This window comes from Kribbella sp. NPDC051620 (genome assembly GCF_044453825.1).
Classification (GTDB): domain Bacteria; phylum Actinomycetota; class Actinomycetes; order Propionibacteriales; family Kribbellaceae; genus Kribbella.
On sequence record NZ_JBITDB010000003.1, the window covers coordinates 848,914 to 875,740 of the forward strand.

20 protein-coding genes are annotated in these 26,827 nt (G+C 66.5%); 10 read left to right on the forward strand and 10 right to left on the reverse strand.

Annotation, left to right across the window (positions count from 1 at the left end; genetic code table 11):
* The first annotated feature begins 20 nt into the window (after window positions 1–20).
* The 5 genes from ACIA12_RS17030 to ACIA12_RS17050 all read left to right on the forward strand — a co-directional run bounded on the left by ACIA12_RS17030 (window position 21) and on the right by ACIA12_RS17050 (window position 5,926).
* Window positions 21–1,298 (forward strand): ABC transporter substrate-binding protein, encoded by a 1,278-nt coding sequence (locus ACIA12_RS17030; RefSeq protein WP_396367923.1) that lies wholly within the window; start codon window positions 21–23, stop codon window positions 1,296–1,298.
* On the forward strand, window positions 1,298–2,218 hold the full coding sequence (locus tag ACIA12_RS17035) for a carbohydrate ABC transporter permease (RefSeq protein ID WP_396367924.1): 921 nt from the start codon (window positions 1,298–1,300) through the stop codon (window positions 2,216–2,218). The genes ACIA12_RS17030 and ACIA12_RS17035 overlap by 1 nt, the downstream gene beginning before the upstream one ends.
* 1 nt (window position 2,219) lies before the next feature.
* Entirely contained in the window at window positions 2,220–3,068 is an 849-nt protein-coding gene (locus ACIA12_RS17040) for a carbohydrate ABC transporter permease (RefSeq protein WP_396367925.1), read from the forward strand.
* Between the two features lie 22 nt (window positions 3,069–3,090).
* The gene (locus ACIA12_RS17045; protein WP_396367926.1) at window positions 3,091–4,446 is read left to right on the forward strand and encodes an FAD-binding oxidoreductase; all 1,356 of its coding nucleotides are present in this window, start codon (window positions 3,091–3,093) and stop codon (window positions 4,444–4,446) included.
* 109 nt (window positions 4,447–4,555) lie between these two features.
* The gene (locus ACIA12_RS17050) at window positions 4,556–5,926 is read left to right on the forward strand and encodes a polysaccharide deacetylase family protein (protein ID WP_396367927.1); all 1,371 of its coding nucleotides are present in this window, start codon (window positions 4,556–4,558) and stop codon (window positions 5,924–5,926) included.
* 61 nt (window positions 5,927–5,987) lie between these two features.
* Here ACIA12_RS17050 and ACIA12_RS17055 read toward each other — a convergent pair whose 3' ends face one another.
* From ACIA12_RS17055 to ACIA12_RS17090, 8 genes are all read right to left on the reverse strand, one after another.
* The gene (locus ACIA12_RS17055; protein WP_396367928.1) at window positions 5,988–6,980 is read right to left on the reverse strand and encodes a TIGR03842 family LLM class F420-dependent oxidoreductase; all 993 of its coding nucleotides are present in this window, start codon (window positions 6,978–6,980) and stop codon (window positions 5,988–5,990) included.
* Between the two features lie 15 nt (window positions 6,981–6,995).
* Window positions 6,996–8,399 carry a dihydropyrimidinase gene (gene hydA / locus ACIA12_RS17060; protein ID WP_396367929.1) on the reverse strand — a complete coding sequence of 468 codons (1,404 nt, stop codon included), beginning with the start codon at window positions 8,397–8,399 and terminating at the stop codon, window positions 6,996–6,998.
* Window positions 8,400–8,411: 12 nt separating this feature from the next.
* Window positions 8,412–9,254, reverse strand: coding sequence for a nitrilase-related carbon-nitrogen hydrolase (locus tag ACIA12_RS17065; RefSeq protein ID WP_396367930.1), 843 nt, complete (start codon window positions 9,252–9,254; stop codon window positions 8,412–8,414).
* An 87-nt stretch (window positions 9,255–9,341) separates the two neighbouring features.
* Window positions 9,342–9,971: a hypothetical protein gene (locus ACIA12_RS17070; RefSeq protein ID WP_396367931.1), complete on the reverse strand. Its 630-nt coding sequence runs from the start codon at window positions 9,969–9,971 to the stop codon at window positions 9,342–9,344.
* Window positions 9,968–16,081 (reverse strand): RHS repeat-associated core domain-containing protein, encoded by a 6,114-nt coding sequence (locus tag ACIA12_RS17075; protein ID WP_396367932.1) that lies wholly within the window; start codon window positions 16,079–16,081, stop codon window positions 9,968–9,970. Before ACIA12_RS17075 ends, ACIA12_RS17070 begins: the two co-directional genes overlap by 4 nt.
* Window positions 16,082–16,167: 86 nt before the next feature.
* Window positions 16,168–19,584 carry a LamG-like jellyroll fold domain-containing protein gene (locus tag ACIA12_RS17080; RefSeq protein ID WP_396367933.1) on the reverse strand — a complete coding sequence of 1,139 codons (3,417 nt, stop codon included), beginning with the start codon at window positions 19,582–19,584 and terminating at the stop codon, window positions 16,168–16,170.
* A gap of 312 nt (window positions 19,585–19,896) precedes the next feature.
* The gene (locus ACIA12_RS17085) at window positions 19,897–20,763 is read right to left on the reverse strand and encodes a hypothetical protein (protein ID WP_396367934.1); all 867 of its coding nucleotides are present in this window, start codon (window positions 20,761–20,763) and stop codon (window positions 19,897–19,899) included.
* Window positions 20,764–20,886: 123 nt separating this feature from the next.
* Entirely contained in the window at window positions 20,887–21,072 is a 186-nt protein-coding gene (locus ACIA12_RS17090) for a hypothetical protein (protein ID WP_396367936.1), read from the reverse strand.
* Between the two features lie 92 nt (window positions 21,073–21,164).
* Here ACIA12_RS17090 and ACIA12_RS17095 point away from each other — a divergent pair, with 92 nt between their 5' ends.
* Together ACIA12_RS17095 and ACIA12_RS17100 are read left to right on the forward strand one after the other, a co-directional pair.
* The gene (locus ACIA12_RS17095; RefSeq protein WP_396367937.1) at window positions 21,165–21,584 is read left to right on the forward strand and encodes an SRPBCC family protein; all 420 of its coding nucleotides are present in this window, start codon (window positions 21,165–21,167) and stop codon (window positions 21,582–21,584) included.
* On the forward strand, window positions 21,581–22,129 hold the full coding sequence (locus ACIA12_RS17100; protein WP_396367938.1) for a TetR/AcrR family transcriptional regulator: 549 nt from the start codon (window positions 21,581–21,583) through the stop codon (window positions 22,127–22,129). The genes ACIA12_RS17095 and ACIA12_RS17100 overlap by 4 nt, the downstream gene beginning before the upstream one ends.
* On the opposite strand, the gene ACIA12_RS17105 is transcribed toward ACIA12_RS17100, so the two are convergent.
* Entirely contained in the window at window positions 22,108–23,265 is a 1,158-nt protein-coding gene (locus tag ACIA12_RS17105; RefSeq protein WP_396367939.1) for a serpin family protein, read from the reverse strand. The genes ACIA12_RS17100 and ACIA12_RS17105 overlap by 22 nt on opposite strands.
* Window positions 23,266–23,614: 349 nt before the next feature.
* Here ACIA12_RS17105 and ACIA12_RS17110 point away from each other — a divergent pair, with 349 nt between their 5' ends.
* From ACIA12_RS17110 to ACIA12_RS17120, 3 genes are read left to right on the forward strand one after another with little or no spacing between them, the layout of a single operon-like run.
* Window positions 23,615–24,694, forward strand: coding sequence for a permease (locus ACIA12_RS17110; RefSeq protein WP_396367940.1), 1,080 nt, complete (start codon window positions 23,615–23,617; stop codon window positions 24,692–24,694).
* A complete protein-coding gene (locus tag ACIA12_RS17115; RefSeq protein WP_396367941.1) occupies window positions 24,691–25,398 on the forward strand; it encodes a TIGR03943 family putative permease subunit in 708 nt (235 codons plus the stop codon). Before ACIA12_RS17110 ends, ACIA12_RS17115 begins: the two co-directional genes overlap by 4 nt.
* Window positions 25,395–25,961 carry an NADAR family protein gene (locus ACIA12_RS17120; RefSeq protein ID WP_396367942.1) on the forward strand — a complete coding sequence of 189 codons (567 nt, stop codon included), beginning with the start codon at window positions 25,395–25,397 and terminating at the stop codon, window positions 25,959–25,961. Before ACIA12_RS17115 ends, ACIA12_RS17120 begins: the two co-directional genes overlap by 4 nt.
* Here the strand turns inward: ACIA12_RS17120 and ACIA12_RS17125 are convergent.
* The gene (locus ACIA12_RS17125) at window positions 25,903–26,817 is read right to left on the reverse strand and encodes an EamA family transporter (RefSeq protein WP_396367943.1); all 915 of its coding nucleotides are present in this window, start codon (window positions 26,815–26,817) and stop codon (window positions 25,903–25,905) included. The genes ACIA12_RS17120 and ACIA12_RS17125 overlap by 59 nt on opposite strands.
* Window positions 26,818–26,827: the final 10 nt, after the last annotated feature.

The following is a 26,827-nucleotide window of genomic DNA, read 5'->3' on the forward strand; positions in this document are numbered from 1 at the left end:
GACTGCGGAGGTACGTCGAGATGCCAAGCGCGGGATTCAACCGTCGAAAGTTCCTGGCTGTAGGCGGCGGACTGGCCGCGATGGCGGTCGCGGGTTGCGGCTCCAACACCGGACGGGCATCGGACAGTGGATCAAGCGGCGGGAAGCCGGCGCTGGCGCAGTGGTACCACCAGTACGGCGAAGCGGGCACCCAGCAAGCCGTGGAGAAGTACGCCAAGGACTACCCCGACGCCACCGTGACCGTGCAGTGGTCACCCGGCGACTACGACAAGAAGACCGCCTCGGCGCTGCTCACCGACGGCGGCCCGGACGTCTTCGAGTACGTCAACGGCCCGAGCATCGACATGATCAAGGGCAGCCAAGTTGTCGACCTCACCGATCTGCTCGGCGACACCAAAGACGACTTCACCCCGTCGCTGATCGCGCGGATGACGTACCAGGGCAAGCTGTACGCGATCCCACAGGTGACCGACATGCAGCTGCTCGTCTACCGCAAGAGCCTGCTCAGCGCCGCGGGCATCCAGCCGCCCACGACCGTCGACGAGCTGATCGCCGCCGCCAAGAAGCTCACCACCGGCAAGATGAAGGGCCTGTTCGTCGGCAACGACGGCGGCGTCGGCATTCTCGGTGGACCGGCGCTCTGGTCGGCCGGCCTCGACTATCTCAAGGACGACAACACCTTCGGCTTCGACGACCCGGCCGCGGTCGAGTCGCTGCGCAAGCTGCGCGAACTCTTCACCAGCAAGGCTCTGTTGCTCGGGGCACCGACCGACTGGTCCGACCCGTCGGCCTTTACCCAGGGCCTGACCGCGATGCAGTTCACCGGGCTGTGGACCTTCCCGCAGATCCAGAAGGCGCTGCCCGACGACTTCGGCGTGCTGCCCTGGCCCAAGCTGAACAGCTCGACCGGCGCTCCCAGCGTGCCGGTCGGCGCGTACGGCTCGGTGGTCAGCGCCAAGTCGAAGAACGTCGATGCCGCGAAGAAGTACGTCAAGTGGCTGTGGGTCGATCAGACCGACAAGCAGCTCGACTTCGCCCAGTCGTACGGCTTCCACATCCCGGCCCGCAAGAGCCTGGCGGTGAAGGCGGACAAGCTGAAGTCGGGCCCGGCCGCCGACGCGGTCAAGTTCGTCAACGAGAACGGGCACGCCCAGACACCGTTGCTCTGGACCCCCAAATCCGCCACCGCGTACTCCGACGCGCTCAACCGGATCATCAAGAACGGCTCCGACCCAGCCACCGAGATCAAGGCCGTCAAAGCCATCGTCGAGGCGGAACTCAAGCGCGTCGCCGGCTGATGTCTGCCCTAGCCACCAGGTTGCGCGGTAGGTACGACCGCAATCTCTGGTTCGCCATCTTCGTCGGCCCCTTCGTCCTGGGGCTGATCGTCTTCGTCTACATCCCCATCCTGTGGTCGATCTGGCTGAGCTTCTTCAACGCCCACAACACCGTCACCCCGACCGAGTTCGTTGGCCTGGGCAACTACCTGGACATGCTGCGGGACTCCGCCTTCCGCTCCAGCCTGCTCACCTTCGTCGTCTTCGCCCTCTTCATCGTGCCGGCCACCTTCGTCGCGTCCCTCGGCCTGGCCCTGCTGGTCAACCGCGCCCGCTTCGCCAGGACCTTCTTCCGCTCCGTCTTCTTCCTGCCGACCGCCTGCTCGTACGTCGTCGCGTCGCTGATCTGGAAGCTCTCGATCTTCTCCGGCGTCCGCTTCGGCCTGATGAACACCATGCTCGGCTGGTTCGGCATCGACCCGATCGCCTGGCTCTCCGTGACGCAACCACCGTGGTACTGGCTGGTCATCGTCACCGCGCGGATGTGGCTGCAGGCCGGCTTCTACATGATCCTGTTCCTGGCCGGACTGCAACGGATCTCGCCGTCGCTCTACGAAGCCGCCGCGATCGACGGCGCGACCGGCTGGAAGGTGCTGCGCTTCCTCACCCTCCCCCAACTGCGCGCCACCTCGACCGCGGTACTGCTGCTACTCCTGATCAACGCCTTCCAGGCCTTCGACGAGTTCTACAACCTGCTCTCCAGCTCTGGCCAATACCCGCCGTACGCCCGCCCGCCCCTCGTCTACCTGTACTACGCAGCGCTCGGCCAAGGCCAGGACTTCGGCCACGGCAGCGCGGGCGCCGTCATCCTGACGCTGCTGATCGCCCTGGTCGCGCTCGGCCAAGGACGCTTCCTCGGACTCGGCCGGAGGGAGGACTGAGATGGCGGTGATCCAGCGCTCGCGCGCGGACAAGACGGGCAGCGTTCTCCGGTACGTCGTCCTGGCGATCGGCGCGCTGCTCTTCCTGCTCCCCTTCTATCTCCTGGTCCGCAACGGCTTGTCGACCGAGCAGGACATCACCTCTCCGGACTGGAAGCTGTTCCCGTCGACGCTGCACTGGAGCAATGTCGCGGACCTGTTCAACGATCCGGCCGTGCCGATGCTCCGATCGCTGCTCAACTCACTCGTGATCGCGGTCGTCCAGACGATCGGCGTCCTGGTCATCTCCGGCCTCGCCGGCTACGGCCTGGCGCGGATCCCGTTCCGCTACGCCAACGCGGTCTTCTACTTCATCGTGGCGACGCTGCTCATCCCGGCGGCGGTGACGTTCGTCCCGAGCTTCGTGCTGGTCTCGTCGCTCGGCTGGGTGAGCACGCTGCGCGGCCTGATCATCCCTGGGCTGTTCCAAGCGTTCGCGACGTTCCTGTTCCGCCAGTACTTCCTCAACTTCCCGCGCGAGCTCGAAGAGGCCGCGGCGCTGGACGGCACGGCGTACTGGGGCACGTTCTGGCGGATCGTCGTACCGAACTCGAAGGGCTTCATCGCCGCCATCGCCACGATCACCTTCATCGGCTCCTGGAACGCCTTCCTCTGGCCGCTGGTGATCGCGCCGGACCAGTCCGCGTGGACCGTGCAGCTCGCGCTGTCCACCTTCCTCACCGCCCAGACCATCAATCTGCCCCAGCTGTTCGTCGCGGCCAGTGTCGCGATCCTGCCGCTGGTGGTGATGTTCGTGTTCCTTCAGCGCTGGATCGTCGAAGGCGTCGAGCGCTCCGGCATCAGCGAGTAACCCCCTGCACAGGAGAGGCATCATGACCCTGATCGATCAGCTCCGCGACTCCATCTCCGGCCCTGTTCTCGGCCCGGCCGACGACGACTTCGCCAAGGAGGTCGCGGCCTGGGTCCTCAGCACCCAGCACACACCCGACATCGCCGTCGGCCTCACCTCGGAGGAGGACGCGGCAGCCCTCGTCCGCCTCGCAGCAGCAGCCGGTACGCCGGTACGCGTGCTCGCCACCGGCCACGGCTCGGCCGTCCCGGTCACGGACGGCATCCTCGCCACCACCTCGCGTCTCACCGGCGTGACCATCGACGCCGACCAGCGGATCGCGCACATCAACGCGGGCTGCCGCTGGGCCGACGTGATCGAGGCGGCCGGCGAGCACGGCCTCACCCCGATCGCAGGCGCCTCAGCCAACGTCGGCTGCATCGGCTACACGCTCGGTGGCGGCCTCGGCCCGCTCTCCCGGACGTACGGATTCTCCTCCGACTGGGCTCGCGGCTTCCGCGTGGCCACCGGCTCGGGCGAGGTCGTCACAGCCAGCGCGACCGAGAACCCGGACCTGTTCTGGGCGCTCCGTGGCGGCAAGGGCGGTTTCGGCATCGTCACCTCGATGGACTTCGAGTTGGTCGAGCTGTCCACCATCTACGGCGGGTCGGTGTTCTTCGACGCTCCGCTGATCGCGAGCGCGGTCCCGGCCTGGATCGAGTGGACCAAGACGCTCCCGGAGACGGCGAACACGTCGTTCGTCATCCTGCGGCTGCCACCGCTGGAGTTCATCCCGGAGCCGTTGCGCGGCAAGACCGTGATCAGCGTGCGCTTCGCCTTCGTCGGTGACACGACCGAGGGTGAGCGGCTCTTCCAGCCGATCCGCGACCTCGGCCCGGCCGTCATCGACGCGGTCGGCGAGCTGCCGACGACGGCGATCGCGACGATTCACAACGACCCGACCGACCCGAGCCCGTCCTGGGACCGCGGGCTGCTGCTGGACGAACTCGACGCGGACTTCGCCAAGGCGTTCCTCGACGCGGCCGGGCCGGACCAGCAAGTTCCGTTTGTCGCCATCGAGATCCGCTATCTCGGCGGGGCGACCCGGCGCGACGTACCGGAAGGCAGTGCGGTCGGGGGCCGGGGCGGCGCCTACACGTTCTTCATGGCCGGCGTCCCCGACCCCAGCCTGTTCGCGACCGTCCTGCCCCCGGCAGCCGACGTGATCCTCACTGCGATCGGTCCCTGGACGGCTGCCGAAACGACCATCAACTACGCGGGCGGCCTGACCGTGCCAGGCTCGTACGAGGCGTCCTGGCCGGCCGAGACTTTCGCGCGCCTGGCGGAAGTACGGGCCACTTACGACCCGAACCAGCTGTTCCCCTACGGCCCTGCGTAACCCTCGGGTGCCCTGAGGTCTGGCCGGTGTCGTTGCCAAGTCGTAACCTCTGCTGTGTGGGTCCCCCTGGGGGCAGGAGCGGGACCCGGTAAGCAATGGGGGAACTACCATGCGTCATCGCCTGGCCTTGCTCGGCGCCGCACTCACGCTGGCGGCTGGATCGCTCGTCGCGCTGATCCAGCCGGCCACCGGGGCCACCAACACCGTCGTCAGCCTGACCTTCGACGACGGCCAGGCCTCGCAGATCTCGACGCTGCCGATGCTGCAGTCCCGCGGCCTGCGCGGCACCTTCTACATCAACTCCGGCTGGGTCGGGGATTCCGACTACTACATGACCTGGCCGGAGATCCATCAGCTCGCGAACGCCGGCAACGAGATCGGCAGCCATACCGTGCATCACACGGTGCTGACGAGGGTCAGCACCACGACCGCGACGCACGAGGTGTGCGACGACCGGGCGAACATCGTTGCCCAGGGCTTCCCCGCGCCGGTGTCGTTCGCGTACCCGGAGGCGGAGTACAACACCACCGCCAAGCAGGTCGTCCAGAGCTGCGGCATGTCCAGCGCCCGCGCCGTCGGCGGGGTCAGCGAGGCCGGCTGCGACGACTGCCCTTACGCCGAATCGGTGCCGCCGGTGGATGCGATGGCACTGCAAACCCCGCAGTCGGCCGACGTGAACACGACCCTCGCGGAGATCGAGTCGTACGTGACGGCGGCTGAGACCCATGGCGGCGGCTGGGTGGTGCTCACCTTCCACGGGATCTGCTCCAACAGGTGTACTGACGAGCTGTCGTTCGACACGGCGAAGTTCACCGCGTTCCTCGACTGGTTGAAGGCACGGGAGGCTCAGGGCACCGTCGTACGGACTGTCGGTGAGGTGATGGGTGGCGGCTCGGGCACTCCGCCGCCGGCCGGCCCGCCGATCACCAGCATCGCCTGTGGTGGGACGACCTGCTCGACCGGGTGGTACCGGAGTACGTCGGTGAACGTTGCGCTCAGCACCTTCGATCCCGACGGCTCGGCCGTTGCCTCGACCCGGTACACGACCGATGGGAGCGACCCGACGAGCAGCCCGACGGCTCTCGACTACACCGGTCCCTTCGCGGTGACGCAGACGGGGACGGTGCAGTACTACTCCACGGACGTGGACGGCCATGCCGAGTCGGTGAAGTCTCAGACGGTCCGGCTCGACGCGGTGGCGCCGACCGTCGCGCTGACGAGTCCGCTCGCCAACTCGTCGTACCGGCGGGGTACTTCGATCGCGTTGTCCGCGACGGCCGGCGACTCCGGCGGCTCAGGCATTGCGAGGGTCGTCTTCCGGGACGGTTCGACGACGCTCGGAACGGACACGTCGGCGCCGTACAGCTGGAACTGGAGCACTACGCGGACCGGCAGTCACGTCCTGACGGCAGTGGCGACCGATGCCGCCGGTAACACTCTCACCTCGGAGCCGGTAACGGTCAACATCACCAGACGCTAGAAGGCCGGAATGATCTGCTTGCCATAGGCCCACCCCAACCCACCCCGCAGTAAACCTGCGGCTAAAAGCTCGGGATGATCTGCTTGCCGTAGGCAGCTAGCGTTTCTTCCTTCGCATCGTGCTGGAGGTAGACCGCGAACTGGTCGACGCCGAGTGATTTGAGCTCCTCGAGCCGGGCGAGATGATTCTCGACCGGCCCGAGGACGCAGAACCGGTCGATGACCTCGTCGGGCACGAAATCGGTGTGGGTGTTGCCCGCCCGGCCGTGCTCGGCGTAGTCGTAGCCCTTGCGGCCCGCGATGTAGTCGGTCAGCGCCTTCGGCACGCCACCATCGGCGCCGTAGCGCTCGACGATGTCCGCGACGTGGTTGCCGACCATGCCACCGAACCACCGGGTCTGGTCGCGCTGATGCTGCAGATCGTCTCCGACGTACGCCGGGGCCGCCACGCAGAAGGTGATCTGGTCGGGATCACGGCCGGCCTGCTCGGCGGAGCGGCGTACCGCCGAGATCATCCAGGCGGCGATGTCGGGGTCGGCGAGCTGGAGGATGTAGCCGTCGCCGACCTCGCCGGTCGCCTGCAGCGCCTTCGGACCGTACGCCGCGACCCAGACCTCGAGCTTGCCGTCCTCGACCCAACTGAACTTGAGCTGCTGGCCCCGGTACTCGACCGTCCGCCCGCATGCCAGTTCGCGGACCACTTCGACGCACTGCTTCATCTCGGCGAGCGTCCCGGGCTTGGCCCCGAGCGTGCGCAACGCCGAGTCGCCGCGGCCGATCCCGCAGACCGTACGATTGCCGAACATCTCGTTCAGCGTCGCGAACTGCGAGGCGATCACGGTCCAGTCGCGGGTGCCCGGGTTCGTCACCATCGGGCCGACGACGACGCGCTCGGTCGCGGCCAGGATCTGGCTGTAGATGACGAACGGCTCCTGCCAGAGCAGGTGCGAGTCGAACGTCCAGACGTAGCCGAACCCGGCCGCCTCGGCCTTCACCGCGAGGTCCACCACCGCGGACGCGGGCGGATCACACTGGAACACCACTCCGAAGTCCACGGTCTCCCCCTTCTTCTACAGCAGGTACGACGAGAGGCCGCGCTTCAGGTACCGGCCGCGACCCTTGCGGCCATGGTAGTTGCCGTCAGCCACGATCACCTCGCCGCGCGAGATCACCGTGCCCACCCGGCCCGCGATCTCCACCCCTTCGTACGCCGAGTAGTCCATGTTCATGTGATGCGTCTCGACGCCGATCCGGGTGTGCCCGTTCGGGTCGTAGATCACGATGTCGGCGTCCGAGCCGGGCGCGATGATGCCCTTGCGCGGGTACAGCCCGAACATCCGGGCCGGCGTCGTCGCGATCGTCTCGACCCAGCGCTCGAGGCTGAGCTGACCGTCCACGACGCCTTGGTAGACGAGGTCGACGCGGTGCTCGACGCCGCCGATGCCGTTCGGGATCTTGGAGAAGTCGCCCCGGCCGAGCTCTTTTTGGTCCTTGAAGCAGAACGGGCAGTGGTCGGTCGAGACAACGGCCAGGTCGTTGGTCTTGAGGCCCTTCCACAGGTCCCGGGCATGGTGCTCGTGCTTGCTTCTCAGCGGCGTCGAGCAGACCCATTTGGCGCCCTCGAAACCGGGCGCGCCCAACTGGTCTTCCAGGGTCAGGTACAGGTACTGCGGGCAGGTCTCCGCGAAGACGTTGCGGCCGTCGTTGCGCGCCGCGGCGACCGCCTCCAGTGCCTTGCTGGCCGAGAGGTGGACGATGTAGAGCGGGCAGTCCTTCGCCACTGAGGCGAGCGAGATCGCCCGGCTGGTCGCCTCGGCCTCCAGCGCCTCCGGCCGGGTGATGCCGTGGTAGATCGGGTCGGTCTCGCCTCTTTGGAGAGCCTGCTGGACGAGGACGTCGATCGCGATGCCGTTCTCGGCGTGCATCATGATCATCGCACCGTTCTCACGGGCCCGCTGCATCGCCCGGAGGATCTGGCCGTCGTCGGAGTAGAAGACGCCCGGATAGGCCATGAACAGCTTGAAGCTGGTGATGCCCTCACCGACCAGCGAGTCCATCGCCTTCAGCGACTCGTCGTCGACGCCACCCAGGATCATGTGGAACGCGTAGTCGATGTGACAGTTGCCGTCGGCCTTGCCGTGCCAGGCGTCCAGCCCGTCCTGGACGACCTCACCGGTGCGCTGGATCGCGAAGTCGACGATGGTCGTCGTACCGCCGAACGCGGCGGCCCGGGTCCCGGTGTCGAAGGTGTCGCTGGCCGACGTACCGCCGAACGGCATCTCCATGTGGGTGTGCGCGTCGATCCCACCAGGGATCACATACTTGCCGGTGGCATCGATCACCTCGTCGGCGGTCACCTCCTGCCGGTACTCCGGGTCGAAGAGCGCGACGATCTTCTCCCCGTCGACCAGCACATCGGCCTTCTGGGCACCCGTCGGCCCGATGACGGTCCCGCCCTTGACCAGCAACGACATCGACTGTCCCCTCTACGGCTTGGTCAGATCCCCATAGGCGTCCGGCCGGCGATCCCGGTAGAACTGCCACCGGTCCCGCACGGTGTCGAGCAGGCTCAGATCCAGATCCCGGACGATCAGTTCGGGGTCGTGATCGTGCCCGACCTCCCCCACGAACTTCCCCTCCGGATCGACGAAGTACGACGACCCGTAGAAGTCGTTGTCCCCGAACTCCGACTCGATCCCCACCCGGTTGATGGCCCCGATGAAGTACTCGTTGGCCACCGCCGACGCCGGCTGCTCCAGCTTCCACAGGTACGACGACAACCCACGACTGGTAGCCGACGGATTGAACACGATCTTCGCCCCCGCCAGCCCCAAAGCCCGCCACCCCTCAGGGAAGTGCCGGTCGTAACAGATATAAACGCCGATCCGCCCCACCGCGGTATCGAACACCGGATACCCCAGATTCCCCGGCCGGAAGTAGAACTTCTCCCAGAACCCGTTCACCTGCGGAATATGGTTCTTCCGGTACTTCCCGAGGTACTTGCCATCAGCATCGATCACCGCCGCGGTGTTGTACAACACCCCCGCCTGCTCCAGCTCGTACACCGGCAGCACCATCACCATGCCGAGCTCCTTGGCCAACGCCTGAAACCGCTCAGTCGTAGGCCCCGGCACAGACTCGGCGTACTCGTAAAACTTAGGATCCTGCAACTGACAGAAGTACGGCCCGTAAAACAATTCCTGGAAGCAAATGACCTTGGCCCCAGCAGCCGCAGCCTGCCGCGCATACTCCTCATGCGCCTTGGTCATCGACTCCTGGTCCCCGGTCCAGTTCGTCTGAACCAACGCCGCCCTGACCACATCCGCCATCAGACCTCCCTAGCCAAGCCCCCATGCTCCATCCGCCGACCGTCCCCCGTCAACGATCACCCGGAATCCGCGCCGACCCCGGCCCTTCTACCCGCCAAGCCTGCTCTTCAGGTGTTTGTCGATCTGGGCTGCCAGCGCAGTGAACTCGTCATCGCTCAACGGATTTCCGGCCGCCGTCAGCGGAGCGTCGTAGCGGAACTCAACGACGTACTGACCGTAGCGGGCCACGTAATAGAACTGGAAGCATCGGTGCTCGCTGTCGTAACAAGCCATCCGGGCCCAATCGGCCGCGAAGCCGGCCGGGACCGCGATCTCCCGGCTCTGGTCACACTCCGGTGGCTCGCAATGGTTCCGCACGGGATCAGCCAGGAGCGACTTCCAGCGTGCCGCCCCGGGCGAGCCGTAGCGGATCACCCGTTCGACGAGTTGGCCATCCGTGCTCTCCCAGCCCCTGCCCGCTACGTCACCTGACCAATAACCATCGTGATGCGACGGTGTGTCGGTCGGGTTGGTCCAGACCGTCCGCTCTCCGGACAGGTCACCGCCCGCCAGCAACTCGGTCGGGGCGACTGCCGGGCGCGCACCCGCTGTCATGACGACCACGATGGCGACCACGACCAGCACCACGATCAGCGCGGCGCCCCCCGCAATCCATCGCCAGACCGGCCGTCTCCGCCCACTCGCGCGCGGCCGGTCGTCGGTCGTCCGTGCTGTCACGGGAGGCTCGCGACCTGCGGCGCCTTCTCCGCGATCATGGCGTCAACAAGGTTGCTGACCCCTTCCTGGAACTCGGACTCGGTCATGTCCGCACCGTACCTGCGGTACATCTTGATTCCAGCAGCGATCGACATGGCGTCCCCGAAGTCGTTCTTGCCCGACAGAACGGGGAACCTGGCCCCCATCTGGAGTGTGAAAGAACCGAAGCCTGCCTTGGCGCCCACATAGCCATAGTGGATATTGGACCAGATGTCGTAGCTGACGGCATTCGGTCTTCCCGGAACCGCCCAGTACGCCTGCGAGGCGCTCCTGATGTTGTACCTCGCCTCGAGCTTCGGTTTGTGATCCCACTTGCAGTAATCGGGGCAGACGCTCAGTGCCCACTGCGCCAACCGCAACATCTCCAGATTGCGGTAGGAGGCCGGATACATGAGTTCACCGAACTGCTCCAGCCGCAGCTTGTACACCGTCCATGACCGCGAGTTCCGGTGAATCTCGTCGAACATGTAGCGCTGCGTCTGCAGGAAACGAGCCTCGCCCTCGCTCCGGGACAATGACGACCAGTTCTTCTGCCCACCGACGTTGGTGTTGGGCTCTTCCCGATTCCAGCCCTGGGTCTTGCCGACCTGGCCCTCATGATCGCCCGGAGCCTCCGGATTGACGACCGGGGGCGTCACTGTCGGGTGGCTGCTACAGCGAGATTCGCCTTCTTCGAGCGCACAGGTGCCTTCCGGATCCGACATCGAGACCGGGTTGTTGGCAGCGTACGGATAGCCCAGCGGCGACTGCATATCGGTCTTGTCGAGCAGCGCATCGACGGACAGGAAGCGGCCGGTGGCCGGGTCGTACTCCCGGGCGCCGACTGTTGTCAGGCCGGTGTCCTTGTCTTCGGGCTTGCCCAGGAAGCCATGATTGTTCGGCCAACTTGGCGGCGTGATGCCTCGTGCCTCGCCGAACGGTTTGGTGTAGCGGGTGGTAGCGGTCAAGGTCGCCGCATCGACCGCCACATGCGTCGTCTGGTGGTAGTCGTTCACCAGCCACGACAGATCCGACTGCGTCGTACCGTTGCTCGAGCGGACCGCGATCGCTTGGCCGTTGAACGAGTACTGGCGCTTGCCCCGCACCTGCCGGGTGGCCTTGTTCAGCGTCAGTTCGAGTTCGTCGAGGAACAAGGTCGTCTCGGACGGGCTCCGCCGGACCAGCAACGAACCTGATGCGTCGTACACGTAACTGGTGTCTCCGCCTGCCGAGGACACCTTGCTGAGCTTGCCCTGCGGAGTCCACGTCAGCGTTTGACCCGGCCGCGAGATCGTGTTCCCACGACTGTCGTAGCTGTATGCCTTGTCGGGGTCGGCGGCCGAACCGGTCTCGCTCACCTTGGCGAGCGTGTGCGGCTGAGTCGCGTTGTAGAAGTAGGTACCGGTGACGTCGCCGGCCGCCGCATGGTCGGTCTGGGTCTTGCGCAGCCCGGTTCCCGTGTAGGTCCAGGACTGCCAGTACGGAGCAGGGCCTCCCAAAGCGGCGGTTGCCGGCGCGCCACCGCAATCACTGCTGGCCGGCGTCCATGCCTGTGTCAGCCGCCGATGACCGTCGTAGTCGAAGCACTGAGCGTCGCCGCCACCCACCAGGTTGTGGTCCTTGACGACATTGCCGACGGCGTCGTAGCTGTACACGTTGTCCGACACGACCACCGCATCCCCAGCCGTACTACGAGCAAGGCGCCGGGTGCCGTTCTCGTAGAGCTTCGCCATGAACATGTCCGCATTCGAGCCGAGGTCGTACAACGCCGGGTCACCGAACTGGTTGTACTGAGCCTCGTTCACATACGTGCCACGGGTGCTGTACATCCGGGTCGGCAGACCGGTCGGGCCGTAGTCGAACTTCACGTCGTCGGCACCAAGGCCACCACCGTCGGAGTACGAGATCAGGGAGGGAGTGGTTCCGTCAGGCTTGTAGCCGTAGTTCGTCTGGTAGTTGCCCTCCAGCTCGATCCCTTCAGCCAAAGGGATCTCGGTCATCACGACCGTCGGCTTGTACAACACGTTCCGCGCCATCACCGACGACTTGTACGCCGGACCGCTCTTACCCTCCGGATAGCTCGTCGACGCATACGCCTGCCCCAACAGACCCGACTTGTCGTAGGTCCATTCAGCCAGCAGGTTCGCGGGCGTCGTGTCCGTTCGGTACAGCCCGGTCTTGCGGTCCAACGCGTCGTACGTCGTGATCAGCTTGTTCTGCTCGGAGTCCGTCGTCGACACCTGACGATCGGCCTCGTCGTAGGCGAACGTCGTCGTACCGGAATCCGGATCCGTACCCAGCGACTTCCGGCCCATCAGGTCATAGCTGTTCGTCCAGGTCCCACCCGCACCGACCATCTGAGTCATCCGGCCGGCCAGGTCGAACGTGTACTTCGTGACGTCGGGAGTACCGCTCACAGTGTTTCCGTCGTACTCACGCTTCTCGATGGTCTGACCGCGGACATCCGTCACGGTGGTTGTTGCGCTGCCGCCCGTGGGCGGAAGCACCGTCGTGGAGTCGCCGCCGTACCGCGTCGATGTCGACCACCTGGCCTGCAATGCCGTCATGAACGTCGATGTGACGATACGAGCGGCCCCGTCGTACTCGTTGAACGTCTGATTCGGCACCGACGAGTTCGGCACCTCGACCAGAGCCGGCCCAGGAGCAGCCGAGTCCCAGATGTCCTTGTTCTCATAGGTCACCAGACCACGAGAGTCATATCTCGACTCGGCGATGACCCGGCCGCCGTTCACACCGGGCGTCTGGGTCTGGCGCTGCCTGAGCAGCGAGTCGTACTGCGCGTAGGAGGTGACGTAACCGTCCGCCTCGACATTCAGTCGATCCGTGCGGACCGTGGAGGCCGCACTCTGCGAGAGCGTGTAGGTGTACTTGGTACTGGCCAGTTTCGTCGACGCAGGTGCCTGACTGGGAAGCCACACGCTCGTGAGGCGTCCCAGTGGGTCGTACGCCATCTCGGTCACCTTGCCGTTCGGATCGGACGTCTTCGACGGCAGTCCCCATTCAGGTTTGTAGCTGATCGTCGTCGCGAAGTTCGCTGCTGCCCCACCCTGCACCGTAACGGTCGGCTGCTTGGTGACAGTCTGGGTGACGGGTCCTGCACCGGCCGGTGTGTAGTCGGTCGTTGTCACGCGACCGATCGAGTCGCCCGACGTCCTTACCCGGCCCAACGCGTCATACGTCTTCGTCCCGGTGGTCTGGTAGACCGGAACCGTGCCGCTGTAATGGTGTACGCGCTGGACTGTGGTCGCGTCGCCCTTCGAGGCATCGCCGTACGCGAGCCCGTCGTAGAAGGTCCGGACGTCCGACAGCACGCGGTTTTCCGGCGGGTTCGCGGAGGACGCGTCACAACTCCCCGACGACTTCACCACCCGGATCGGCAGGGCCACCAGCCAGGGGGCCGTCTTCTTGGCGTAGTTCGTGATCGTGCAGGTCTCGTCCACCTTCGCGGAGTCGCCATAGTCGGCGACCTTGGTCGGCAGGCCGTTGTCAGGGTCGTACTCGGTGGTCATGCTCTTGACCTGGTCCGGCCGGCCGGCGTCCCGGGTGGTCCTCGACTTCTTGGCCGACTCCCCGACGAAGTTCGATCGCAAAGTGCCCCAGGGCACCGTTTGGGCGGCCGTCTGCCGCGCGCCGTAGTCGGTGATCTCCCCTGTCACCTCGACCGCGCTACCGGAGTTCAGATAGGTGATCTCTTCTCGCGGCCGGCCGGCCAATGCGGCGGAGTCCGCCCGAGTCACTCCCTCCGAGTCGGTGATGTCGACGTTTCTCAGGGTCGTCGTGTCCTCGAGTTTGTCGCCGTCCATACCGCGGAAGTACTCGGCCACGGCTTTGCCACGTTGGGACGGCTTCGCGGGATCGCCCGTGAGCGTCGTCACCGTGCCGTAGCCACGCCAGTCCGACCAGGTCTTGTTCTTGTCCTTGACCAGCGCGGTCTCCTGGTAATGCCAGGCCGCACCGCCTGAGTAGACGTACTGCGTCATCAGCGACGCGCCGTTGCCCGTCGGGTCATCGGTCAGCACGTTGTCCACGACGTACTTGTGGAACCAGTCTTCCCGCTCCACCTCACGGGGCGGCGTCCATTTCACCGGGTAGCAGCGCTGCGTGTTGGTGTCCTTGTCCGGCTTGACACCGGCCAGGCACTGCTTCGGCGCGTAGTTCACGGTCACCTTCGCGCCGGTCTCGGTGCCGATCTGCCCGATCCGGTACCGGATCAACCCGTTCAAACCGTCGTCGCCCGAGTCCACCCGATTGGCCAGCTGCGTCCCCGTGAAGGTCACGTTGGGAACGCTCAGGGATCCACCCACCTTGCCACTGTGCGAGATCCCGGCCAACCACATAGGAGCGCCAGTACTACCGTCGCCAGTCGACGGGAAGGAGAGGTTGGTCTGCCAGAAGTCGACCGGCTGGTACGTCGTACCGTTCCACACCTGGGTCTGAATCTGGTAGAGCCGCCTGCGGGAGAAGAACGTCGGCGACAACTTGTTCGTACAGGCCGTCGTTCCTTCACACACCTGGTCGAACGGGACATCGGGCCAGTTGGCCTTCGTCGTGGCATTCAGTATCGAGCAGTTGGCAAGACACCGCTCCGCAGTCGTGAAGACCACTTGCTGCGGCGCATTCGCGGCCAGATTGTCCGCGCGCTGGCCATAGTCGATCCGCTCCAGATAGCCACCACGCACATACGGCGTGCCAGGTGAGGCGACGCCGTTCTTCGCGTAGTTGTTGGTCTCCTTGACATACGTGTACGTCATCGCGTTGCCGTGCAGATCGACCACGTAGTCGAGGTTCCAGCGCCAGGCCTGGTTGCAGAACGAACTCGCGAACACCGCGTTGTAGCAGGGCTCGTCGACATCGTCGCTGGCCACCGGCACGGTCCAGGCCGAATTGGTCACCGCCTGCATGCCGAAGTAGTACTGAGTACCGTCGGTCGTAGTGACCTTCCAGTACTCCTTCTTCGCATCGCCGTTGGTGTTGGTGCCGACGACCTTCTCCACTCGTGAGCCGTCATCGTTCTTCAGCCTCCACGTGCTCGGGCCATTGGTGCCACCACTGCTGCGCACGAGTTCGTTGGAGTTGCCGTTCAGCGTCAGCGTGGCGTTGTCGTACTTCCAGCACAGGTCGAACTTGCCGGTATGACCGTCCGCGTCACAGCTGTCGTACTTACGCTCTACATAGGACTGGCCGAGCTCGAACCCGTCACCGACCCACGAGGCCTGGTTGTTCGAGGCTGCGGTGCGGCCATCCAGCGACTGGGACGAGTACTGGAACGCAAGATTCGGCGTCGGCCCGGCCGCCGTGGGCGGTACCCGCAGCGGGTAGGACCAGGTGAAGTCGCCACTGACGCCACCGCCTGACCAGGTGGCCGAGGGCGACAGTTGGGTCGCTGCATAGTCCCCGGCGCTCGACTCCGAGCCCGCGGTCACGGCTAGAACGGTAGCGTCCGGCCCGACCGGCGTTCTGGCTGTGACGCTCCGGGTCGCCTTGTTGTTGGACGCGGTGACCGGCGTCACCGTAGTACAGGCCGGGACATTCGGGGTCGTCAGGACACAAGCAGGCAGCGACACGACAGTCAGACGCGCGGCCCAGTCAGCGCCGAAGGCCGTGGCGAAGCCCGAGTAGTCGAACGTGAGATCCACCTCCAGCCGGACCGGCGCCTTGGCCGTGACGAGCACACCGCTGAGGCCGGCTCGCTGACTGGCAGCCTGGTCGAGGAACGTCAGGTCCACCTTCGTCGCCGGGGTGGGCCTCGTCGAGCGGACCGACACGGCGCCGGTTGCCTTGGACGTCGGCGTACCGACTGCGACGGACCGATGTCCAGGTGCAGGCCAGACCACCGGTTTCGCCGCATCCGCCGCGGTCTTCTCGACCGCCTTCCTCATCGCCGCCGACTCCGCCGGTACAGCGACGGGTTTGACCGCCCGGACGTCGGCGTCCTTCACATCCGCGGGCTTGTGGACGCCGGGGCTCCGCTTGGCCTCGGCCTGCGTCGCCGGGGCGGCGATCAATGCCGTCGCTGCCAGCGACAGGCACAGCATGGTGGGCAGAACATGGATCCGGAGACTTCGCCTCATCGCAAACAACTCATTTCATCGCCGCGGACGGTGGAGAGCCGAACAGGTGGACGATGCCGCTGAGCATCGTCCACCTCGGTGTCAGATCAGGAGCAGTTCTCCGCACCCTTGACCTCGGTGCAGAGCAGGCGCTGGGGGACGACGCCGGCATAGATGCGGAGGTTGTCGATCAGACCTGTGTAGGGCAGGGAGGTTCCGTTCAAGGGCGGGCCGGCGATCACAGTGCTACCGGTTCGGACGGGGGTGGTGAAGCCGGCCTCTGCACCATCGGTCTCGCGATCGGCGATCTTCAGACTGATCTTGCCGTTGTAGGCGTCATAGGTAGCGGCCAGCGCAGTCCAGTCGTCAGCCAAGCTGAGGGTGGTCTGTTGAGTAGCCGTCGCGACCGTGCCGCCGGCCGAGTCGCTAGTCGATCTGGAAAATGCCCAGACGGCTTCGTCGCCGATGGTCGGCTTGTACTCGAGGCGCCAGGAGTCTTTCGTCGTACCGGCTTGCCGGACGATGACGCGGGGTTTCGAGGTGTCGCTCAACTTGACCCAGACGAGGACCGTGAAGCTGCCGGTGGCATCGACCACCGGACGGGGCAGTGAGACCACCTCGCCGCTGGCACCCGAGGTGGACAACACGTATCCCCGCTCCGGGTCCTGGACGATCGCGGCGCTCTGGTCCGTCGTCGGGCCGAAGCCGGAGACGATCATCTTGGCGGCGTACACGGTCTCACTTGTCCGCGCTACCTGATCAGCGCCGGTGACAACGCTCTCGAACGGGTAGTCGGCGGCCAGGCCGGCGACCGGTTCGTCATTTCCGGAGGGACCGGAACGTGGGTCGGCGACCTTCTTCGCCTCGGTGGCCGACATCATCCGGGGGTAGACCTTCACGTCGTCGATCGAGCCGGTGAAGGCAGCGCCGTGGTTGGCGCCGACCTTGTACCAGCCGACCTCCAGCGGGCCGGTCGCCTTCCATGGGGCGTAGGTGAAGGAGGTGCTTCCCTGTGAGCGACCGTTGACGTACAGCGTCATCGTCTTGGCGTTCGCGTCGTACACGCCGATCAGGTGAGTCCATACCCCCCACATCGGTGGCTCCACGGAGTCCGAGCGGGTCTGGGCCGCGGTCGTCGAGTCGGACGCGAACTGCATGAAGAGCCAGCGGTTGGCGTTCTGGGAGTAGTACAGCTGGGCGGCGATGCCCTGGCTGCCGAAGATCCCGACGACAGCGCCCTCGGAGAAGTCGGTCAGGCGCGCCCAGGCGGACAGGGTAAAGCTCTTCGAGGTGTCGACGACCGGGGCCGTCGAGGTCATCCGGTCCGCGATGCCGTTGAAGACCCGAGAGCCACCGATCCGGCCGTTGTCGTCGTAGTCGGGCCCGACGATCGAGAGCGGATGGTTCTGGCCGGAGGCGTCCGCAGCCGTTGGGCTCAAGGCGTCGTCATCAAGGTTCCAGGAACCGGACGGTGGCAGGCCGGGCCCCACGTTGATCCGGTGATAGCGGGGTTCGCTGGGGTGCGAGCCGGCGTCGTGCGCGACCGCGCCCAGGGTCATGTAGCCCTGGCCGGGCGTCTCGAGGTTGACGGTCACCGACTTGCCGTTGACCCTGGTCAGCTTGCCGTTGAAGCCGTAGCTCAAGGCAACGACATCAGCCGTCGACGAGGTGATCGTGTAGGTGACGCGGGCACCGAAGGGAACGGACTCAGGACAGACACCGGGCGTTGCGCCTGGGCCCAGGCAGTCCGTCAGCACCTGCCCGTTGTAGCTGGCCGTGATCGTCGGCGGCGGCGGTATGTGCAGGTCGATCATGAAGTAGCAGTCGCCGGACCAGGCGGAGGCCAGCTGACCGCCGGGGTAGTTGAGCAGGGTCCTGGCGTGGTAGCGGTACAGCACGTTCTCCGCCAGGTTCGACGCCGGCGTGGTCTTCTGTTGTGTGTTGGGTGCGACCTCCGGGCTGTTCATCGTCCAGATCGAGCCGGAGGGACTGACGATCTGCAGTTGCACTACCACCCGTGACTGGGTGTCGCCGGCACCGATCCGGCCGGTGGCGAAGACATTCGGGCGGACCACCGCGACGTACGTCGGATCCGACGACGGCGCACAGTCGTCGGCGAAGTCGGAGTCCGACGCGGCACCGAGATTGTTGGCCGGCAGCGGGTTGGCGACGAACTCGATGGTGAGCAGGCCGGTGCTGTCGAACTGCTTCCAGCCGAGTTCGTCGTTCTCGGTGGCGGCGCGCAGGCGGAAGGTCGCGGTTCGGCCGTTGCCGCTCGACGTGTACTGGACCGAGTTGGTGACGTCGAACTCGACGTACCCGGCGGGGCAGGCCGAGCTCCAGCCCTTGGCGCCGTCGAAGGTCGCGACATCGGCCTGGCCACCGGGCTGGTTGTTCCACGTGGTCGCCGCTGAGATCGGGGCGGTGCGGCTGACGATCACCCGGCGGTCGGTGCAGCTGGCCGAGTGGGTCTCGTAGGTGCGCAGCGAGGCGGCGATGATCTTCTTGCTGGTGAACGAAGCCACGTCGAACTGGAAGAACGAGCGGACGATCTTGTTCTGCTCGAAGCCCTCGTAGCCGACCCCGAGACTGTGCTCGGTCTTCCAGAACGACTGGGTCGGGTACAGCTCCCAGGCCGCGGTCCAGCCGTTGCGGTTGCTGGTGCCGGTCATCGTCGGGTCGATGACGACCGGGTACACGGTCGCGGGGTCGGTGAGCAGGCTCTGGTCCGGCGTGATGGTGAGGCCGGCGCGACTGCCGGTGAACGGCATCATCGTGCGCTTCGCCTTGTCGGCGGGTCCGTCACCGACCGCGGCGGCCGCGCTGAGCTTCGTCTTCGCGGTGGCCCGGCCGGTGGAGTCCCACATCACTGCCTCGCCGACCGACAGGACGTCCCGGCCGGACGGGTCGGTGTACGACGAACGGCCGGTGTCCGTGGTGCGCAAGGCCAGCTTGCTGGTGGTGACGGGGAACTGGATGCTCCGCAACGCGGGGTTCGCGGCAGCTGCGCGGGTCTGTACGACGAGGTTGTAGCTGAACCCCTGGTCCGTTGCCTCGACCACCAGGTCGACGCCGGGAAGGACGCCGGCGTACGTGGCCTTCGATCCGGCGAGGACCGGCTTCGGCAGTTTCCACAGGGACTTCAGCTCGAAGACGCCACCGTTCTCCGCGAATTTCGCCAGCGACGTACCGCCGCCGTTGGAGAACGCGACGTCGGTGGTCGCCGCCTTGGGCGCGATCATCCCGTCAGCCCGTACTGCGAGGGTGCGGTCGACCGGGACCCAGCCCGCGCTGCTACGGGCGCGTACCGGCGTGTTCGACAGCTCGGTCCGGAGTGTTCCCGTGGGGGTGGCGACCGTCCGGGCGTACTCGTTCGTCTTGTCCGCGACCTCGACGTCGGTCTTGAACTGCGCCGCCAGCCGGCCGGCCTCGGCGGCGTTCTTGGCCGACTTGGGCGCAGGTACCGGCTTGGCCGCAGTCGCGACCGGAACGGTCACCAGGCCCGCCACAACGACCGACAACACCGCGAACACACTGACTGGGCGCGAAAGAGCGCGCGCAAAAGTACCTGAAGGCATAGCCCACCCCTGAAGTCACGACCGCGAAACTGCGAGCACCCCCGAGGTGCGCCTACCAGCGATGCCGGCGGCGCCCCAAGAGTCCCCGCCGCACAACCAGCCAGTCAACGAACTTGCAGCAAGTGACATCCCGCCCCCAACCACTGGCCAGCAGCCACACATTGTGCTTCTAGCGGCCCTTACTGAACTTCCCACACCTGCCCTGGCTCCAGCCGGCCGTCCTCCCAGAACACCTTCATCGCAGCCACCGCCTGAGCTTCACTGACTACCTGCTTCGCCTCGAACATGGCGGATGTCGGTCGCCTTTGGGGAGTAGTGGCGGCGGTTTTGTAGGCGCAGGTCGGTCAGGTGCGGGAGGGCCGTCAGTGGGGTCAGGTCGCCGTCGAGGAAGTTGGTGGTGCCGTAGAGGTGGAGGGTGCGGAGGTTGGTCAGGTGGCGGAGTGGGGCGGCCGTTGCGATCTCGCGGCAGTCGCCGAGGTTGAGGTACTCGACGGCGTGCAGATTGATGAGGTCGTCGAGGTTGGTGAGGTGGCGGCAGGACTCCAGTTGGAGTTCTCGCAGGGACTGCGCGGTGCGGAGGGCTGAGAAGTCCGTCAGGAAGGACGCGAGCTGGATGCCCAGCGTCGTCAGGGACGAGAAGTTCTCGAGGCCCTGCAGCGAGGTCAGCCTGGGGCGGTCCTTCATGACCAGCCTGGTCAGCTGCGGGGAGGTTGCTAGTGGCAACAGGTTCGGTTCGGAGTACCGGCCGAGGTACAGGTCCTCGAGGAGAGTGCCGTGGCTGACGGTGGCGCGGACCTGGCGCCAGTCGGCCGAGAGGCGGGTGAGGTGCGGCAGCCGGCGCAGGTCGATGGGGAGTTTGGGATCCGTGACCAGCTGGAGGGATTCGAGCGGCAGGGTGTGGATCGGGTCCAGGGAAGCCAGCCAACGGGCGATCACCGTCAGGCGGCGTACCGGCAGGTCACGGAGGAACTCCAGGTCCGGTTCCTCGAAGCCTAGTCCGTGGTTGAGGACCAGGTTTTCCACGTACTGCGCTCTGCAGGCGTCCGCGGCGTCCGCTGACCACGGACCCCTCACCACCATCTCCAGCCCGTCGGGGCGGGGGCTGACCACGAAGGCGGCGTTCATTCGGCCGTTGGGAGGTCAGCGCGGCGAGAAGGGTCGATCAAGGACCGTGCGACGTGGATATCGACGGTGGGCATTGGGGGCTCAGGTCAGCCGGTGGGGCGGACGGGAGTCAGCGAGCGAGGGTCAGAGGACGAGGATTGCGGCGATGATCGCGATCAGTACGACGACGCCGCCGACGATCGCCAGCGTCCGGCCGTTGATCTTCGGTGCTGCGGCCGGCTCGGCCTGGGCCTCGTTGACGAACGCGCGGAACATCTGCGTGCTCGCTCCCGGGTCCTGCTCGTTTTCCGTGACGTTGTGGTCAGCCATGCGCCAGACCCTACCCGGCCGCCCGGATCACCAGCACCTCACCACCCGGGGATCTGATCGACATCTAACCGAAAAGATGTACCATTTGGTACATGCGCTTCGATCATTCCGTCACCGTCCAGGCTCCGGCCGACCGCGTCTGGGCGATCTTCAGCGACGTCGCCAAGTGGCCCGAGTGGACCCCGACGATCACCAGTGTCGAGCGGCTCGACGAGGGCCGGATCCACCTCGGCGCCCGGACCCGGATCCGCCAGCCCAAGCTCCCGGTCGCCGTCTGGGAGGTGACCGAGCTGGTCGAGGGCGAGTACTTCGAATGGGTCTCCAAGGCCCCCGGCGTCAAGACCACCGGCGGCCATCGCGTCGTCAGCACACCCGAGGGCACTGTGGCGACCTCGACGATCATCCAGGAGGGCCCGCTCGGCTGGGTGTTCGGCAAGCTGCTCGCGAAACTGACCAAGGAGTACATCGCCATCGAAGGCGAGAGCCTGAAGAAGGTCAGCGAGCAGGCGTGAGCCGCGAGACCCTGCTGACCGACGCGGTCCGGTACTTCGCCGAGAACGGGATCGGCGACGCCAGCCTGCGCTCGATCGCGACCGGCATCGGCACCAGCCACCGGATGCTGATCTACCACTTCGGCTCCCGCGAGGGCCTGCTCGCCGAAGTGGTCCGCACGGTCGAGGCCCAGCAGCGCGACCTGCTCGCGACCCTCGACACCGAAGTACCGATCGAAGAGCTGTCCGAGCGATTCTGGCGCCAAGTCACCGAGGCTGCCCTGATCTACGGCCCGCTGTTCTTCGAGCTGTCCGCCCACGCCATGCAGGACCTCCCGCACACCGAGGCGCTCAAAGCGGACCTGATCAACGTCTGGCTGCCACCCCTGATCGAGCTCTGTATCCGCGCCGGCCTCCCAGCAGACCAGGCACCGGCGTATGCCCGCCTAGGCCTGGCCGCCTCCCGAGGACTCCTCTTCGACCTGCTGCTGACCGGCGATCGAACAGGAGTCGACGAGGCATCCGCCCTGCTCAACAAGCTCTTCTACGCCGGCTCGGTCGGCTGAGCAATCCATCCGGCCACCACTGGTAGCCGCGACGACCGATGCACGGCGACAAACCCGAACGGCCGATCCAGCGACACCTCCAGCCGCTGCGACTGCGAAGTCTGCATCGACGCCCGCATCAACCCGATCGCCGTCACGGCAGCCGCCTCGAACCCAGTGGCGAAGAACCGAGCCAGCACGGTCTGCCGAGCCTGCCCAACCACCAGTTGTTCCGGGCTGATCGCACTGAAATGCCCAGCACCCCGAGGCGGCGCCGTCACCGCCGACAGCCCGAACAGCTCTCGCGACGCCAGCAGATCATGCTCAACCTGCACATTGAAGGCAGGCAGCGACACCCGAACCTCAGCCGCCGGCGCAGTCGCCGTCCCGATCGTCACCCCGGGCGCAGCCCCGCCGCGAGCGAGCAATTCCGCGCCACCCACACCGTCGTCCACAGCCAGCGACGCCGCCAGCAACCCAGCCAGTACCTCGCCCTGTGACGCCTCAGCAGCCCCGATCCCGAGCAACACATCGACATCCGCATCGCCGACGACGGTCACCACCGTCACCCCGTCGTACAGGCGTACCGAATCCAGCTCGCGATCACTGCGCTCCAGCCAATGCCACGACCCACCCGCCCACGGCCCGTCATGCAGCCGCTTGACCTGCTCCTGGAACTTCCGCACCCACGTCGTCCGCAGCGACAACGCCGACGCCAGTACGACGGTCAGGTCAGGCGTCACGTCGAGCGGCATCTCCCGGATCAACCCGTCCGTATGCTCCGCCGCCCACGCGTCGAGCTTCGCCTTGTCCGCCGCTTGATCCCCCGTCAGCGTCCCACTCAAAGCAGCCGGTACTACGGAGTCGAACGACTCACTCAACTTCAACTGCTCATGCACCCACACCCCGAGCGCCGCGTGCAGATCAGCCGCACTGTCGACGGCAGCCATCAACTCGACCGCCTGAGCAGCACCGCGAGCGGCATCGACTCCAGCCGCCTCCGCGAGCTCACTCCGGCCCGGCTCATCGGCCGCCGTCGCCAACATGGCCAGCAACGGCCAGAGCCCAAGCCCGGACACGACGGTGTTGCCGGCTGGCAACTCCCGCACCCACCGCGAAGTCAGCCGATTGACCGCCCGTACAACCTCTGCATCCATCCCCCCACCCTGCCACGCCCCCGCCCCCGCGACCTCGCCCGCATTTCGGGGGTCAACCCCTCAAGTTGTGGGTTGCCACCCCTGAACCACGGGTGGCAACCCACCATCCCAGGGGTTAACCCCCGAAATGCCGCGGGCGAGGTGAGGGTGGCGGGGCGGTGTGGGTGTGGCGGGCCGGTGTGGGTGTGGCGGGCCGGTGTGGGTGTGGCGGGGCGGTGTGGGTGTGGCGGGCGAGTGGGTGTGGGGTGAATCGGGGGTTGCGAGTATTCGGCGGGATGACGGTGATTTTCATTTCGCGGGTGCGGTGTGTGCTCGTCCGGGTGCGTTCCGCTGTGTCAGGATGCCGCCCATGACGACGCCTGAGGCCACCGAGGAGCGGGATTCCGCCGCCCCGACGGCAGATCCCGCCGCGCCGCTCGGCCCGCCACCCGAGCCCTCCGCCGAGCCGGCGACGCCCGAGGAGAAGGAGCCGGCTGCGTCGTCGATCGCGTTCACGTTGACGCTGGTCGTGCTGGTCGGGCTCGCGCTCTTCGGCCGGAAGATCTTCGCGGGGCTGTTCACCGACGACGGCGTACGGACCTGGGCGACCATGTTCGTCGGGGTGACCGTCCAGGCGATGCCGTTCCTCGTCCTCGGCGTGCTCCTCTCCGCCGCCCTCACCGCCTTCGTCCCCGCCTCGTTCTTCGCCAAGGCGCTGCCAAAGCACCCGGCTCTCGCAGTACCGGTCGCCAGCATGTCCGGCGTCGTCCTGCCCGGCTGCGAGTGCGCCTCCGTCCCCGTCTCGGCCGCCCTCATGAACCGCGGCGTCACCCCCGCGGCAGCGATCGCCTTCCTCCTGTCCGCGCCGGCGATCAACCCAGTAGTACTAGCGTCAACCGCCGTCGCCTTCCCCGGCCAGCCGAAGGTCGTCGTCGCCAGGGCGGTCACCTCGCTCGCCGTCTCGATGATGCTCGGCTGGCTGTGGTTGCTGACCGGCAAGGGCAGCAGTTGGCTGAAAATGCCGAAGAACCGGCACGCCGAGGGCACCGGCAAGCTCGAGGTGTTCCGCTCGTCGATGCTGCACGACTTCCTGCACGCGGGCGGGTTCCTGGTGGTCGGCGCGGCCGCCGCGGCCACGCTGAACGTCGTCGTACCGCGGCAATGGCTCGATCACGTCGCGAGCAACCTGCTCATCTCCGTCGTCGTGCTCGGCCTGCTCGCCGTCCTGCTCGCGATCTGCTCCGAGGCCGACGCGTTTGTGGCCGCCAGCCTGACCCAGTTCTCGCTCACCGCACGGCTGGCGTTCATGGTGGTCGGGCCCATCGTCGACGTGAAGCTGATCGCGTTGCAGACCGGGACCTTCGGGCCGAAGTTCGCCGTCAGATTCGCGCCGGCCACCTTCGTGGTCGCGATCCTGTCCAGTCTTCTCGTCGGGTGGTGGCTGCTGTGAGGCGCAATGTCGCGGGTCTGGTCGTCGTGTTCGTCGGTGCGGCGGTGGTGCAGCTCGCCACCTCGAACACCTATCTGCGGTACGTGAAGCCCGGTATGCGCTGGATGCTGCTCGCGGCCGGCGCGATCCTGATCATCCTCGCCGTCGCGGACGTCCTCGCCGACACCCGCAAGAAGCCGCTCGCCGACGACGGTCACGGCCACGGGCACCTGCTGCCACGAGCGGCTTGGCTGCTCGTAGTACCGATCTTCGCGCTGCTCGTCGTCGATCCGCCCGCGCTCGGCGCCGACGCGGCCCAGCGGCAGTCGCCGGTGGCGGCCAAACCGATCGCACCGAAAGGCAACTCCTTCCTCGCGCAGAGCGCCGACAGCACAGCCCCGGTACCGTTGGCGGTGCGGGATTACGCCGTCTGGGCCGTCTGGGAGAAGGAGAGCATGAAGGGCCGCAAATTCCAGCTGACCGGATTCGTCACGCCGGGCAAGAACGGCACCTGGTACGTCTCCCGGATCGGGCTGACCTGCTGCGTCGCCGACGGTACTGCGTTCATGGTCGAGGCCCGCGGTCAGGCGTCGCCACCCAAGAACCAGTGGGTCACCGTGACCGGCCAGTGGGCCGAGCCGACCAAGCGCACCGACGGCGACGTCGCCGCGCTGACCATCACCGGAGTACGCAACGTCACTCCGCCGGCCAACCAGTACGAGTGACCACCGGCACTCCGCTCTCGACCGCCGACCTGCTCGACGGTCTGGCGAAGAAGCAGCGCTACAAGTACGTCTTCTTCTGGGGCGATACCCCGAACCGCGACGGCCGCGTCGACGCCAGCTGCCTCAGCCAGTGGTACCACGCGCCCTTCACCGTCGACGGCGTCCGCTACCCCACCGCCGAGCACTGGATGATGGCCGCCAAGGCCCGCCTCTTCAATGACGAGGACTCGGTACGCCGAATCCTCGCCGCCGGCCATCCCCAGCAAGCCAAAGCCCTCGGCCGCGAGGTCGCCGGCTTCAGCACCGAAACCTGGCACGACCGCCGCGTCGAGCTGGTTGCCGAAGGCAACCTCCACAAGTTCCGCCAGAACCAGCCCCTCCTGGACTACCTCCGGACCACCGGCAAACGGGTCCTGGTCGAAGCCAGCCCGGTCGACCGCATCTGGGGCATCGGCCTCGCCGCCGATGACCCCCGAGCCGAACACCCCGCCCAATGGCGAGGCCTCAACCTGTTGGGCTTCGCACTAATGCGGGTTCGCGCGGAGCTGTCGCAGTCGGTCTGAACACCCGCTTGCGGACGACAGTGCAGGCCATGCCGCCGATGATCAGGGCTGCTGCGATTGCTTGTTGGAGGCCTACTTGTTCGCCGCGCAGGAGCCAGGCTGCTGCCATGCCCACCACGGGGACCAGCAGGGAGAACGGCGCGACGGTGGTGGCGTCGTACTGGCGGAGGAGGAAGCCCCAGATGCCGAAGCCGAAGAGGGTGGAGGCGAAGGAGAGGTAGGCGAGCGCGCCTACTCCGGAGAGGTCGATGGTGCGCAGGGCTTCCAGATCGTTGCTCGGGCCTTCGGTCAGCAACGAGAGCACAAGCAGGGGCAGAACGGCGACCGCGCTGACCCAAACCATGAAGCGCAGGGTGTCCTTGGGCTTTCCCAGCCTGGTCGCGACGTTGGCGACACCCCAGCTGGCGCCGGCCAGGATCACCAGGCCAAGGGCTCCAACGGGGGCGGCGAGTTGATGGTCGACGAGGATCAGGCCGAGGCCGAAGCAGGCGATCGCGATGCCGGCGAGTTGGGCCGGGCGTGGGCGTTCTCGTAGTACGACGATGGCGAAGAGCAACGTGAAGACGACCTGGCATTGCAGGACCAGCGAGGCCAGGCCGGCCGGGACGCCGTGGTCCATCGCGATGAAGAGCAGGCCGAACTTCGCCACCCCGAGCGCGAGACCGACCGCGACCACGTACCGCCAGGCGACCCGCGGCCTGCCGAGCAGGAAGATCGCCGGTACCGCCGCGAAGAAGAACCGCAACGCGGAGAAGAACAAGGGCGGGAAGCCCTCCAGGCCGACCTCGATGACGACGAAGTTTACGCCCCAGACGACCACGGCGGCGAGCGCGAGGAGCACGTGACGAGGGTTCATGTGCTCAAGT